Source organism: Bacillus sp. FSL R5-0585 (genome assembly GCF_038004545.1).
Lineage (GTDB): Bacteria > Bacillota > Bacilli > Bacillales > Bacillaceae_G > Bacillus_A > Bacillus_A cereus.
The window spans coordinates 4232501-4246698 of record NZ_JBBORJ010000001.1; the positions used below are offsets into that span (position 1 = coordinate 4232501).

Genomic DNA, 14198 nt, shown 5'->3' on the forward strand with positions numbered 1-14198 from the left:
CTCATCGGATTCCAGAAATCAGCTCCAGAGTATTGCTTAATCGCATCTACCATATGAAGACGTGTCCATTCTGGTTCTAGATTAATTTCATAATCACCATACTGGATTGTTGTTGTACCCAGTACTTTTTTCGCGATATGAGCAACCATATCTTCTGTTAACTTCATAATATCTTTATAATCAGCGTATGCTTCATATAATTCAATCATCGTAAACTCAGGATTATGACGAGTTGATACACCCTCATTACGGAATACACGGCCGATCTCATATACTTTTTCTAAACCACCCACAATAAGACGCTTTAAATGTAGCTCAATTGCGATACGCATATATAATTCCATATCTAACGCATTATGGTGTGTAGTGAAAGGACGCGCAGAAGCTCCACCTGCAATTGCATGCATCATAGGTGTTTCCACTTCAAGATAACCGTTGTCATCTAGGTATCTTCTCATCTCACGAATGATTTTACTACGAGTAACGAACGTTTCACGACTTTCCATACTTGTAATTAAGTCTAAGTAACGTTGACGGTAGCGTTGTTCAACATCTTTTAATCCATGGTATTTATCTGGTAATGGACGAAGAGATTTCGTTAATAGCGTAAAGCCTGTTGCTTTTACTGAAAGTTCTCCAACGTTTGTTTTGAACACTTTACCTTCAATACCTACTAAATCACCTAAATCTGCTGTTTTAAATAATTCGTACTCGTCATCTCCAACAGCATCTTTACGAACATAAATTTGAACTTGTCCATGTAAATCTTGAACATGTGCAAAGCCAGCTTTCCCTTTTCCGCGTTTCGTCATAATACGACCAGCGATAGAAACAGCGATTTCCTTCTCCTCTAATTCCTCTTTAGAGAACTCTCCATATAGACTCACTAAGTCAGTTGTTGAATTTGTGCGTTCAAATCTTTTACCGAACGGGTCAATTCCTTGTTCACGTAAATTATGTAGCTTTTCACGACGAACAATCAATTGGTCGTTTAATTCTTCGTGGTTCATGTTATCCATGATATTGATATCACTCCAGCTCTATTTAATTTTACAATATATACAGTATAGCATTTTCTACTCAACTAGAAAAACTGCCAGCAACTAACTGGCAGCTCTTCTTTCTTTCACGTAATTATAGGAAGTGTATAGAAGAATGTCAATCTCCTATGTCCATTATTAGCCAACGTAAATTGTTTGTTGTTTCGCTTCCACTTCTTCTACAAATGTACCTAACACATTCGCAAGGTCTTCCCGTGTGTTACAAGCATTAATACCATTACGTACACTCGCATTACCACGAACACCTTTTAAATACCAAGCTGCATGTTTTCTCATCTCTCTTACAGCGACACTTTCATTCTTTAAGTCGATAAGACGATCTAGATGCAACATACATACATCAATTTTCTCGCGCACTGTTGGTTCCGGCATTAATTCACCTGTCTCCAAATACTTTACCGTACGATAAATCATCCACGGATCTCCAAGAGCAGCACGACCAATCATAACACCATCTACACCAATTTCATCAAGCATACGCTTTGCATCTTGCGGCGTTGCGACATCACCATTTCCGATAACCGGGATATTTACAGATTGTTTTACTTGTTTAATAATATCCCAATCCGCTTTTCCTTCATACATTTGCACTCGTGTACGTCCGTGAACCGCCACAGCTTGGCCACCAGCACGCTCAACAGCCCTAGCATTTTCTATTGCGAAAATATGTTCTTCATCCCAACCGATACGCATTTTAACTGTAACCGGCTTTTCAACAGCATCTACAACCGCTGCTACCATTTCATATATTTTATTCGGGTCTAAAAGCCACCTTGCTCCAGCATCACATTTAACGATTTTCGGCACTGGACAACCCATATTAATATCAATTATGTCTGCTGTCGTATATTTATCTACATATTTCGCAGCATCTACAAGAGTTTCTTTCTCTCCACCAAAAATTTGTAAACTTAATGGCTTTTCTCTCTCGTCGATATATAACATATCTAATGTTCTTTTATTATTAAGTAATATTGCCTTATCACTTACCATTTCAGCACAAACTAAGCCGGCACCAAATTCTTTTACTGTTAAACGGAATGCAGAGTTACACACTCCCGCCATCGGTGCTAGTACAACCGGATTTTTCATCTCGATATTTGCAATCTTTAACAATCAATCTACTCCTTCCTGTACAGTCACTTTGGCATTAATTCCTCTATCGAAACATTTAATGCCTTAGCAACTTCTACTACAAAATCTTGAGAAGGCGATCTATTCCCTCTCTCAACCTCACCTAAAACAGATACAGATACCCCTAGTGCTTTAGCAAAACCTTCTTGTGTGTAACCTTTTAGCTTTCGAAAAGCACGAATGCGTCTTCCCCATTTTTCTGCTTCCATACCGTTACTCCCTCTCGCCTTTTCATTTCTTCTACTTGTGAACGTGAAATGTTTTGTTTTATGTCTTGATTAATCTCTAACAACGGAACGATAACAAAAGCCCTTTCAAACATCCGCGGATGCGGAACAATAAGATTCTCTGCTTCAATATTCTCTTGATTATAAAGTAAAATGTCAAGGTCGATAGTCCTCGGCCCCCACCTAATTTCCCTTTTTCTTCCTAGGTCATTTTCTACTTTTTGTGTTACTTTCAATAATTCTTGTGGTGATAAATTGGTAGAAATTTTTATAACTAAATTTAAAAAGCAACTTTGGTCAGTATAGCCAACTGGCTCAGTTTCATATACAGATGAAATATCATCAACCTGAATATAAGGATTTTTATTTAAAAACTGAATCGCTTCAGTTAGATAGGTATAACGCTCCCCAATATTTGACCCTAATGCAATGTAAGCTATATTGTTCATGGACGTCCTCTCGTAATTTCTACTGCTACAGCACGATAATGACCCGGTATCGGTGGATCCGGCTTAATTACCTTAATTGTACAGCGCGAAATACTTTCATATTGTTTTAATATATCTGCAGCAATATTTTCAGCGATACTCTCCACAAGCTTATACTTTCTATTCTCAACAACTTTTCTACATAATTCGAAAAGCTCTCCATAATTGACCGAATGCTCTAAGTCATCACTTTCCCCTGCACGCTTTAAATCCAACTCCACCGTTAAGTCAACTTTAAATCTCTGACCTAATTTATTCTCCTCTGGGAACACACCATGATAACCATAAAATTCCATATCATGGATATAAATTTTATCCAATTACCTTACCCCCTTACCAATTATCGCATCCATCATTTTAGCCATACGCGCCATTTCTTTCACATCATGGACACGAACAAACTCACAGCCCTTTTCAATACCAAGACAAACAGTAGCTCCCGTTCCCTCAAGGCGTTCCTCTACTGGCAAATCTAATACGTGCCCAATAAAGGACTTTCTCGAAGTACCTAAGAGAACCGGATAACCTAGCACATTTAACTGTTCTAAATTACGCATCGCCTCTAAGTTCTGCTCAGGTGTTTTAGCAAAACCGATACCTGGATCTAAAATAATATTCTCATCTCGCACACCAGCATTTTTAGCAATTTTAATACTATCATATAAATCAGCAATCATATCCGCCATTAAATTACGATAATTCATGTTATCGCGGTTATGCATTAAAATGATAGGTACATCGTAATGAGCTGCGACTTCAGCAATTTTCGGCTCCGCCTTCGCTCCCCAAATATCATTAATAATATGAGCACCAGCCTCAATTGCTTGCTTTGCAACTTCAGCTTTATATGTATCGATAGATATAGGCAATTTTACTTCTTTTGAAACTGCTTGAATCATCGGGACAACTCGCTTTATTTCTTCTTCTACTGATACTTTAGCAAAACCTGGGCGAGTAGATTCGCCACCAATATCAATAATATGAGCACCTTCACCTTGCATTTCTTTTGCGTGACGTACCGCAGCATCTACCTCGTTGTAACTCCCACCATCAGAAAACGAATCTGGTGTTACATTTAAAATCCCCATAATTAATGTCTTTTCATTTAAATTCAATGTATATTCGCCGCAGCGTAAATCATAATCCCACTTCAAACTACACATCTCCTCTTCGTAATTCATTTCTGCTCCATAATTTCTCTCTTTGCATTCCATAAAGGTCCATTAAACTTTTTGTAACCACTCCTACTTTACCCGGGAAATCCTGCGCTTCTATACGATAAAGCGGAACAATTTCTTGAATGGAGTTTGTTACGAAGACTTCATCCGCTGAAAGTAGCTCATCTTTTGTAAAGAAACCTTCCTTTACTTCTATATTTAATTCTTCAGCACTCTTTATAATAAATGCACGAGTGATACCATTTAAAATCCCTGTCTCTAACGAAGGTGTATATAAAACATCACCTTTCACAAAAAACAGATTGGAAACAATACCCTCTGCAACATAACCTGCTTCAGTAAGAAAAATACCTTCCTTACTCACAACATTTCCAATTTCACGCTTCCCTAAAATATTATTTAAATAATGATGAGACTTCAGACGAAATGTTCCTTCCGGTGTATTTCGCACTTGTTTTAGAATAACACCTTCTTTTTCCACTACATCTCCTGGAGCTGTTAAAGGTTTTATAAAAACAATAACCGAAGGCTCTTCATACATTTCCGTTTGTAATCCTATTTCATCTATACCCGCTGATACATTAAAACGTACATATGCATGCTTCAATTCATTCTTAGCGAGTAAATTTTTCAAAATAAGCATCACGTCATTTTTTGTCATTGTCCATTTAATTTGCAATGTATCCAGCGCTTCTATTAAACGGTCATAATGATCATCCAATAAGAAAGGATGACCATTATAAATACGAAACGTTTCAAAAACTCCAAGACCATATAAATAACCATGATCATAAGGAGAAATTTTCGCTTCACTTGCTTCTACATACTGACCATTTACGTAAATTAACATAATGTTGCACTTGGACTGTATTTACAAATGAAATTCTGTAACAACTCTTTCCCATGAGAAGTCATAATAGATTCCGGATGGAATTGCACACCCTCTATCGGCAATGTCTTATGACGAAGTGCCATAATTTCTCCTTCCTCTGTCCAAGATGTTACCTCTAAGCAATCGGGTAACGTCTCTTTCTTAACAATAAGGGAATGATAGCGCGTCGCAGTAAACGGATTAGGAATATCCGAAAAAATCGTCTTTCCATCATGATGCATAAGCGACGTTTTTCCATGCATTAATCGCTCTGCACGGACAACCTCTCCCCCAAACACTTGTGCAATAGATTGATGCCCTAGACAAACTCCAAAAATCGGAATCTTTCCAGCAAAGTATTTAATAACTTCCATACTAATCCCCGCTTCATTAGGACTACATGGACCTGGAGAAATCATTAGAAAATCTGGTTTCATATTCTCAATATCTGAAATGGTCACTTCATCGTTACGTTCAACAACGAGCTCTTGTCCAAGTTCTCCAAGAAACTGCACTAAATTAAATGTAAAAGAATCATAATTATCAATCATTAATATCATTTCTCTCACCTAACCATTTCTTCGCTACGTTCTTTTGCACGCCATAAAGCAATCGCCTTTTTTAACGACTCTTTATATTCATTTTCTGGATTTGAATCAATTACAATTCCCGCCCCTGCTTGTACATGAGCTTTTCCATCTTTAGCAAGAAGTGTCCTAATTACAATATTCAATTCTGTATCTCCAGAATAACCAATCCAACCGATTGAACCTGTATAAATCCCTCTTCGAACAGGTTCTAATTCCTCAATAATTTCCATCGTACGTATTTTCGGGGCACCAGTAATTGTTCCCCCAGGGAATACAGCCTTCACTAAATCAAAAGCATCTTTATCTTCTTCCACCTCACCACGCACATTAGAAACAATATGCATGACATGTGAGTATTTCTCAATTACCATAAATTCATCTACTTCTACAGTGCCATATTTACAAACACGTCCTAAATCATTTCTTTCTAAATCCACAAGCATTACATGCTCTGCTCTTTCTTTTTCGTTCTCAATTAATTCTCTTGCTAATTCTTCATCCTCTTGCTCATCCGCGCCTCTAGATCTCGTTCCAGCAATTGGTCTTGTACTTACTTCAGTTCCTTGTTTCTTAATTAACAACTCTGGCGATCCACTAACAATTTGAAAATCCCCAAGCTCCAGGTAACCCATATATGGAGATGGATTAATTTCACGAAGACTTGTATAAATTTCTAGTGGGTGTGTCTGCAACGTTCTTTCTTGTCTCGTCGACAAGTTTACTTGGAACACATCACCCGCCCCAATATATTCTTGAATACATTCAACTGCCTTCATAAAGCCGGCTTCAGTAAAAGCAACTGCTTCACTTTTCTTTTCAGGACTTTCAAAGGGCACAGTCACTTCAGGCGCTTCTGTCATCCAAAGACTCTTCCACTCATTTAGCCGTTCTTTTGCCTCTTCATATTTATCTACATAATGCGTAATAACCCATAACACTTGTTCTTTTTGATCATAGACAAATACGTCATCAAATAATAAAAAGAAGATGTCAGGTATATTAATATCATCTTCCGCAAGAGAAGGCAGCTTTTCAATATAACGGATACAGTCATAACTGAAATAGCCAATTGCACCACCTTGAAAAGGCGGATACTCTGGGTTATAGTCCGTCTTCCATTGTTCCATATATTCTTGCATTAAATCTAACGGATTCCCTCGTTTTATTGTTTCCTTACCACTTTCACTTATATGTAACGTTTCATCCTTCCCTCGGATTACCGCTACTGGATTCAGCCCTACAATGTTATAACGACCGCCACGGCCGCTTTCTAACAAAATATGTTGCGATTTACCCTGAGAAAGAAATTTATATTGCTTAAAGAAATCTAACTGATATGGAATAGAAAGCGCTAAAGATTTTCTTCGTTGCATATCAACACCCCGTCTTCTTTTATCCCACCCTCTTAGATTAACCAGCTCAAACTACATAAGTTATTTATATAGAGATTGATTATACTCGAAGGCTAGTGAAAATAATTTAATTATACTACCTCTTATTTTACATGAAGTTTTCTAGTCATTCACTCTTTTCCTATTTCCAATCCCAAAAGAAAAAGCACCCTTTTTCAAGGATGCTTTTTCAATCGCGTTTCATTATGATTCAAATTGATAAAGTGGTGTACTTAAATAACGTTCACCGTTACTCGGGATAATAACAAGTACCTTTTTCCCTTTACCTAACTTTTTCGCAACTTCTGTTGCTGCATAAATAACTGCGCCTGAAGAGATACCAACTAAAATACCTTCCTCTTTAGCCACTCTTCTCGCATATTCAAATGCTTGCTCTGTTTTCACTTGAATAATTTCATCATATACTTCTACATCCAACGTCTCCGGAACAAATCCCGCCCCAATTCCTTGGATTTTATGTGGACCTGGTTTCCCGCCAGATAATACTGGTGAATCTGCAGGTTCTACTGCATAAATTTTAATATCTTTATACGCTTCCTTCAGTACTTCACCAGCACCAGTAATCGTTCCACCTGTACCAATACCTGCAATAAACGCATCTAATTGGTCGCCCATTTGTTCAATAATTTCTGGACCTGTTGTTAAACGGTGAATTTCTGGATTCGATTGGTTTTTGAACTGTTGTGGTATAAAGTAGCCATGCTCTTTTGCTAATTCAGTCGCTTTACGAATTGCTCCACCCATTCCTTCAGGCCCTGGAGTCAATACTAATTCCGCACCGTAAGCACGTAATAAATTACGACGCTCAATACTCATTGTTTCTGGCATTACTAAGATTGCATTATATCCTTTAGCAGCCGCTACCATCGCTAAACCAATTCCTGTGTTACCACTTGTCGGCTCAATGATTGTATCGCCCTCTTTTAATAATCCATTTTTTTCAGCATCTTCAATCATAGCTAATGCGATACGATCTTTAACGCTACTCCCCGGATTCATAAATTCTAATTTTAAGTATATATCTGCGCTGTCTGATTCTACGATGCGGTTCAACTTAACGATCGGCGTTTTCCCGATTAATTCTGAAACTGATTGTGCCACTCGCATTCCTGTCACTCCTAACACCGAGTATTTTTATTGGTTTTATCTATATTTAGATTTTGTCAGAAAATTCCCTGTTTGTCAATTCATTTGGAGGATTGCTCCTCTTAATTCCCTTATTACAAAGTCTCGATTAAATTTGTAATATCTTCTTTAGAGAACTTGTATCGTTCATTACAGAAATGACAGTGAACTTCTGTCTCTTCCTCTTCTTCACGAACTTGCTCTAACTCTGTTTTACCTAAACTAATTAATACACTCTCAATACGCTCGCGTGAGCATGTGCAATTAAATTGAACATCCATTGTTTCTAATACTTTTACTTTATCTTCTCCAAGAACTGCATATAGTAGCTCTTCCGGAGAAAGGCCTTGTTCAATCAACGTTGATACAGGTGGAATCTTTTGTAAACGGTCTTCAATAAATGAAATCGTTTCATCTTGCGCACCCGGCATAATTTGAAGGATGAATCCACCTGCCGCTAATATGCTATCATCTCCATTTACAAGAACACCAACACCTACAGAAGAAGGCGTTTGTTCAGAAACTGCAAAATAATACGTAAAGTCTTCTCCTAATTCTCCTGAAACGATTGGAGATTGACCAATAAACGGCTCACGCATTCCAATATCTTTAATTACAGTTACAAACCCCTCTGTACCTACCGCTTGATATACACGTAACTTCCCTTGTTCTGTTCCTTCAAAATCAACATGCGGATTCGTTACATAACCACGTACATCTCCATTTGCATGAGCATCTACTAAGATAGGACCAATCGGACCGTTACCTTCTACCTTAATCGTTAACTTTTGCTCGCCCTTTAACATTGCGCCCATCATTGTACCCGCAGTTAAAGAACGCCCTAGTGCCGCTGAAGCTGTTCTCCATGTATCATGACGTCTTTGCGCCTCACTTACTGTATTTGTTGTACGTACACTATACGCACGCACTTCTCCATCAAACGCTAACGCTTTTACTAAATAATCTTTCATACGTATTTATTCACCTTTCTCATGCTGTAAATTTGCATTACGTTCATATAACATGTATAAACCTTTTAACGTTAAAAATGGATCTACAATATCAATTACATTCGATTCTTCGGAAATTAATTTTGCCAATCCACCTGTTGCAATAACTTTAGGTTCTTGTCTAGCTTCTTCTTTCATACGCTTAACAATACCTTCCACTTGTCCAACATAACCATAAAGAATACCCGATTGCATCGCACTTACTGTATTTTTCCCAACTACACTGCTTGGTTTTGTAATTTCGATACGAGGAAGTTTTGCTGCTCTGCTATATAAAGCCTCTGCTGAAATCATAATTCCTGGCGTAATAACTCCACCCATATAATGCTTTTCTTCGTTAATATAACAATATGTAGTAGCCGTACCAAAATCAACAATAATAAGCGGACTTCCATATAAGTGGATTCCTGCTACTGCATTTACAATTCGGTCTGCGCCTACTTCACGCGGATTTTCATATTTAATATTTAGCCCTGTTTTTATCCCAGGCCCTACTACAAGCGGTTTAATTTTAAAATATTTTTCACACATGCGCTCTAAAGCAAACATAATTGGTGGTACGACTGAAGACACAATAATACCTTTCACATCTTCAAACGAAAGACCTTCATGCTCAAGCAATTGCTTTACAAGCATTCCATATTCATCTTCTGTCTTATGACGATCTGTTTCCATGCGCCAATGCTGACGAAGTTCCCCCTCTTCAAACACACCTAGTACAGCATTTGTGTTCCCTACATCCAATACAAAAATCATATTCTCACCACTTATCTTATTTAATCTATATTTGTGCAGTATGTATAAAACTTATAAAAACATCATATCACACATACTTATATAATCAGCTTTCCTATCCTCATCATTTTACAAAAAGATTGCTCTCTATTTCAATTTTTAATACTAGTTTTACTTAAATTACTTTATCCACTAAGTTCTCAATAGTAATTAACAAAGATTTTAACAAACAAAAAAGGAGTGACAATAGTCACTCCTTCACTTCTTACTTATCTTCTTTATCTTCATCGTCTTTCTTCATGTTGATGTTTACTTTCACATCATCTGAAGATGTTGGACGTTCTGGCAATCTGCCGTAATCACATAAATGATTGATTTGCTCTGCATCTAACGTTTCTACTTCAAGTAACGTTTGTGCGATAATATCTAGTTTATCACGGTTTTCAGTAAGAATTTGTTTTGCACGAGCATAACATTCTTTCATAATTGATTGCATTTCCATATCGATTTCATGTGCAATCGCATCACTATAGTTTTGTTCTGAGTGGAAGTCTCTTCCTAAGAACACTTGACCACCTTGCGAGCTACCAAATTGCATCGGTCCAAGTTTGTCACTCATACCAAATTCCGTAACCATACGTCTTGCAATACCAGTCGCACGTTGGAAGTCATTATGAGCACCTGTACTCACTTCACCAAATACAATCTCCTCAGCTACTCGGCCACCAAGTAAACCAGTGATTTTATCAAGTAACTCTGGTTTCGTCATGAAGTAACGATCTTCTTTCGGAAGCATTACCGCATATCCACCAGCCTGACCACGAGGGACAATTGTTACTTTATGAACGACATCTGCTTCATCGAGAACAACACCAATTACAGTATGACCTGCTTCATGGAAAGCAACGATATTACGTTCTTTTTCAGAGATAACACGACTTTTCTTAGCTGGACCTGCAATAACACGATCCGTCGCTTCATCGATATCACTCATATCAATTTTCTTCTTATCTTGACGTGCAGCTACTAAAGCAGCTTCGTTTAATAAGTTTTCAAGATCCGCACCAGAGAATCCTGGTGTACGAGTCGCAATTGCTCTTAAATTAATATGCTCATCAAGTGGTTTATTACGCGCATGTACTTTCAGTACAGCTTCACGGCCATTTACATCTGGACGATCTACTGTAATTTGACGGTCAAAACGACCTGGACGTAATAACGCTGGGTCAAGAATGTCTGGACGGTTTGTCGCAGCAACGATAATAATACCTTCGTTTGCACCGAATCCATCCATTTCAACAAGTAATTGGTTCAATGTTTGCTCACGCTCATCATGACCACCACCAAGACCTGCGCCACGTTGACGACCTACTGCATCAATTTCATCAATGAAAATGATACAAGGAGCATTTTTCTTTGCATTTTCAAATAAATCACGTACACGTGATGCACCGACACCGACAAACATCTCTACGAAGTCAGAACCACTGATAGAGAAGAATGGAACGCCAGCCTCACCTGCAACAGCACGTGCTAATAAAGTTTTACCTGTACCTGGAGGTCCAACTAATAGGACACCCTTTGGAATACGAGCACCAACTTCAGAGAACTTACGAGGGTCTTTCAAGAATTCAACTACCTCAACAAGTTCTTGTTTCTCTTCATCCGCACCAGCAACATCTCTGAAACGAACTTTTTTCTTTTCATCATTATATAACTTCGCCTTACTTTTCCCGAAGTTCATAACACGGCTACCGCCGCCTTGAGCTTGGTTTAATAAGAAGAAGAATAAAATGAAGATGATGACAAATGGAATGATTGAAGTAAAGAATGTTACCCAAGCACTTGTTTCTTCTGCTGGTTGATACTTAACTTCGGCACCTTTCGCTTTATCATTAATTTTCTTTTGTAATTCCTCAGTATTTGGTGCATAAGTAACAAATTGTTCTCCTTGGCTAGAGTTATTAAATTGTCCTTTTACCTCAAATACACCATTTTTCGGTTGAAGTTGCACATTACGCACTTCACCGCTTTCTAGTTTAGTAATGAATTTGTCGTAGCTAACTGATGTCGTTTTTTGTGTCGAACCATTAAAATAGCTCACGATTCCAATTACTACTAAGAATATCAGTAAATAAAAGATGGTATTACGGAAGATACGATTCATTCCTAACCTCCTCTCACGGCATAAACACTATAGTAAATCGTAACATAGAAAAACTTTCCTATACAATTGTGAAGCCTATATTTAATTAATTTGAGTAAACGCTTGGTTTTAATACGCCTACATAAGGAAGATTACGGTATTGCTCTTTATAATCTAATCCATATCCTACTACAAATTCATGTGGAACAGTAAATCCAACATAATCCGCTTTCAGATCAACCTTACGGCCTGTTGGCTTATCTAATAATGTAACAATTTTTACAGACTTCGCTTTACGATATTTGAATAAGTCTACTAAGTAGCTTAGTGTAAGACCACTATCAATAATATCTTCGACGATTAAAATATCGCGACCTTCTACAGAAGTATCAAGATCTTTTAAAATTTTCACTTCGCCTGTTGAAACTGTAGAGTGACCGTAACTAGATACAGCCATAAAATCCATTTCAAGATATGTATCTGTTCTCTTTAATAAATCTGCCATGAATGGCATTGCGCCTTTTAATACACCAATTGCAAGAGGTACTGTGTTTTTATAATCCTCTGCAACAATTGCACCTAGTTCGCGCACCTTTTCTTGTATTTGCTCTTCAGAAATTAATACTTTTTCGATATCTTGATTCATCATTTCATTATCCTCCCGGAAGACTCCTTGCTTTTGTAGTGAATAATCATATATTTATCCTTCTTTGCCATCTCTTTCGAAATTGCAAATGCAGATCGCTTCAACAAGGGTACCCAAATAATAGTCCCACTTGCATCACAAACGACCGGCCATTCTTCTCTTTTTTCTTTCGGTACTTTCGCTTCGATAAAAATAGCTTTTATCTTTTTCGTGCCATTCATACCTTGTATTGACATGCGATCTCCATTTTCCCTAGAACGAATACGAAGTGGATATGATATATCATTATACTTAGCAACAAATACTGTTTCATTCATGTTACTTGGTATATCTTCGCTCACCTCTGTTACAAATTCATCCCCGTTCAATAGCGTAATGGTCCCGGGTACTGATAAATCTTGTAAAAAAGGAGAAACAATTTCTTGTTTAAATCTAAAGCTACACTCCTCGTATGTACGAACAATTTTCAAATCACCTGGAAAATCAAGTGAACCTGAAGGTTGTGTCCGCTTAAAAAACTCAATCACCTTGTCAATATGTATGGAAGAAAGAGAAGATGGAATCTTATATTCATAAAGATAGTTTAATATTAGTTGAATCCCTCTTCTTTGTAAAGGCATAGACATGGATTCAAAGGCAGGAATTGATAAGCTAATTTGTTTATCACTTTTTTTTGTAATTACTTTATTCATTTTCTCAAAAGCTAATTCCTGCAAATAAGCCTCATCCTCTTGCATCTGCACGCTAAATTTTTGGAATTTCTCATGCACTTGTGGATTTTCTTCTTTCAAATGAGGAAGGACATATTTACGTAATCGATTCCTTGTATATACTTCCTTTTTATTACTCGGATCTATACGTGGCATTAAATTTAGCTTATTACAGTAATCAACAATTTCTTCCTTCGTTACCCCAAGTAACGGCCTAATTAAATACCCATTATGAAAAGGACGCTTCACTGCAATTCCTGCATATCCTTTCGGAGTACTCCCTCTTACAAGACGCATTAAAATTGTCTCGACTTGATCATCCCCATGATGTCCAAGAGCAACATATCTTGCATCATATTTCTTCATTATTCTTTCCAAAAATGCATATCTGCATTCTCTAGCAGCAACCTGTGCATTCATTCCGTATTGCTGTTGATATTGTGATACATTAATCCTTATCGTTTCACAAATAATTCCCAGTTCTTCACAAAGACCCTGCACAAATCGTAAATCCTCATGAGATTCATCACCTCTAAACATATGATCCACATGAGCTACTACAATTTCCAACTGTTTTTCCGCTCTTTTTTCTAATAAATAATATAAAAGCGCTAACGAATCAGGACCACCAGAAACTCCCACAACAATTGTTGAATCATTCTTTAATACATCATGCTGCTTTACAAAGTCATCTACTTTTTCAACAAATGTATCTTTCAACTTCGTAATCACCTTTCATTAAACAAGAACAGCAACGTTAGTTGCCTTGTCTACAATGGTACAACTTTTACAAACATTGTGCAAAAAAAAGATATACAAAAATTACATTTTTATCTTACATCCTCCGTGTATATTCACAAAATTA

The 14198-nt window shown here is 37.3% G+C and carries 15 protein-coding genes (1 of these 15 cut by a window edge); all 15 read right to left on the bottom strand.

Annotation, left to right across the window (positions count from 1 at the left end; translation table 11 throughout):
• Positions 1-1019: the 5' portion of a lysine--tRNA ligase gene (lysS, locus tag MKY38_RS21890; protein WP_000369668.1), read on the bottom strand. The gene continues 481 nt to the left of window position 1, outside the view; 1019 of the gene's 1500 nt are visible here — the first part of the coding sequence; the start codon lies at positions 1017-1019; its stop codon lies off the left edge, out of view.
• 159 nt (positions 1020-1178) lie between these two features.
• Entirely contained in the window at positions 1179-2177 is a 999-nt protein-coding gene (gene dusB, locus MKY38_RS21895; protein WP_000912251.1) for a tRNA dihydrouridine synthase DusB, read from the bottom strand.
• Positions 2178-2200: 23 nt separating this feature from the next.
• Positions 2201-2404, bottom strand: a complete 204-nt coding sequence (locus MKY38_RS21900) for a helix-turn-helix domain-containing protein (protein ID WP_000387024.1) — start codon at positions 2402-2404, stop codon at positions 2201-2203.
• Entirely contained in the window at positions 2356-2871 is a 516-nt protein-coding gene (gene folK, locus MKY38_RS21905) for a 2-amino-4-hydroxy-6-hydroxymethyldihydropteridine diphosphokinase (protein ID WP_001059450.1), read from the bottom strand. The genes MKY38_RS21900 and folK overlap by 49 nt, the downstream gene beginning before the upstream one ends.
• Positions 2868-3230 (bottom strand): dihydroneopterin aldolase, encoded by a 363-nt coding sequence (gene folB, locus MKY38_RS21910; RefSeq protein WP_065223770.1) that lies wholly within the window; start codon positions 3228-3230, stop codon positions 2868-2870. Before folB ends, folK begins: the two co-directional genes overlap by 4 nt.
• Positions 3231-4091, bottom strand: a complete 861-nt coding sequence (gene folP, locus MKY38_RS21915; protein ID WP_065223769.1) for a dihydropteroate synthase — start codon at positions 4089-4091, stop codon at positions 3231-3233. It abuts the gene before it with no gap.
• Positions 4066-4938 carry an aminodeoxychorismate lyase gene (gene pabC, locus MKY38_RS21920; RefSeq protein WP_065223768.1) on the bottom strand — a complete coding sequence of 291 codons (873 nt, stop codon included), beginning with the start codon at positions 4936-4938 and terminating at the stop codon, positions 4066-4068. The genes folP and pabC overlap by 26 nt, the downstream gene beginning before the upstream one ends.
• The gene (pabA, locus tag MKY38_RS21925) at positions 4932-5519 is read right to left on the bottom strand and encodes an aminodeoxychorismate/anthranilate synthase component II (protein WP_070179609.1); all 588 of its coding nucleotides are present in this window, start codon (positions 5517-5519) and stop codon (positions 4932-4934) included. Before pabA ends, pabC begins: the two co-directional genes overlap by 7 nt.
• A 5-nt stretch (positions 5520-5524) precedes the next feature.
• Positions 5525-6922: an aminodeoxychorismate synthase component I gene (gene pabB, locus MKY38_RS21930; protein ID WP_065223766.1), complete on the bottom strand. Its 1398-nt coding sequence runs from the start codon at positions 6920-6922 to the stop codon at positions 5525-5527.
• Between the two features lie 222 nt (positions 6923-7144).
• Positions 7145-8068, bottom strand: a complete 924-nt coding sequence (cysK, locus tag MKY38_RS21935) for a cysteine synthase A (RefSeq protein WP_001261719.1) — start codon at positions 8066-8068, stop codon at positions 7145-7147.
• 113 nt (positions 8069-8181) lie between these two features.
• A complete protein-coding gene (hslO, locus tag MKY38_RS21940; RefSeq protein WP_065223764.1) occupies positions 8182-9057 on the bottom strand; it encodes a redox-regulated molecular chaperone HslO in 876 nt (291 codons plus the stop codon).
• A 6-nt stretch (positions 9058-9063) separates the two neighbouring features.
• Positions 9064-9852 (bottom strand): type III pantothenate kinase, encoded by a 789-nt coding sequence (locus MKY38_RS21945; protein WP_000578368.1) that lies wholly within the window; start codon positions 9850-9852, stop codon positions 9064-9066.
• 244 nt (positions 9853-10096) lie between these two features.
• Complete coding sequence (gene ftsH / locus MKY38_RS21950) at positions 10097-11998, bottom strand: ATP-dependent zinc metalloprotease FtsH (RefSeq protein ID WP_001079674.1); 1902 nt, start codon at positions 11996-11998, stop codon at positions 10097-10099.
• A gap of 85 nt (positions 11999-12083) precedes the next feature.
• Positions 12084-12626, bottom strand: coding sequence for a hypoxanthine phosphoribosyltransferase (gene hpt / locus MKY38_RS21955; protein WP_000981844.1), 543 nt, complete (start codon positions 12624-12626; stop codon positions 12084-12086).
• Positions 12623-14053, bottom strand: coding sequence for a tRNA lysidine(34) synthetase TilS (gene tilS / locus MKY38_RS21960; RefSeq protein ID WP_000655458.1), 1431 nt, complete (start codon positions 14051-14053; stop codon positions 12623-12625). Before tilS ends, hpt begins: the two co-directional genes overlap by 4 nt.
• Between the last annotated feature and the right edge of the window lie 145 nt (positions 14054-14198).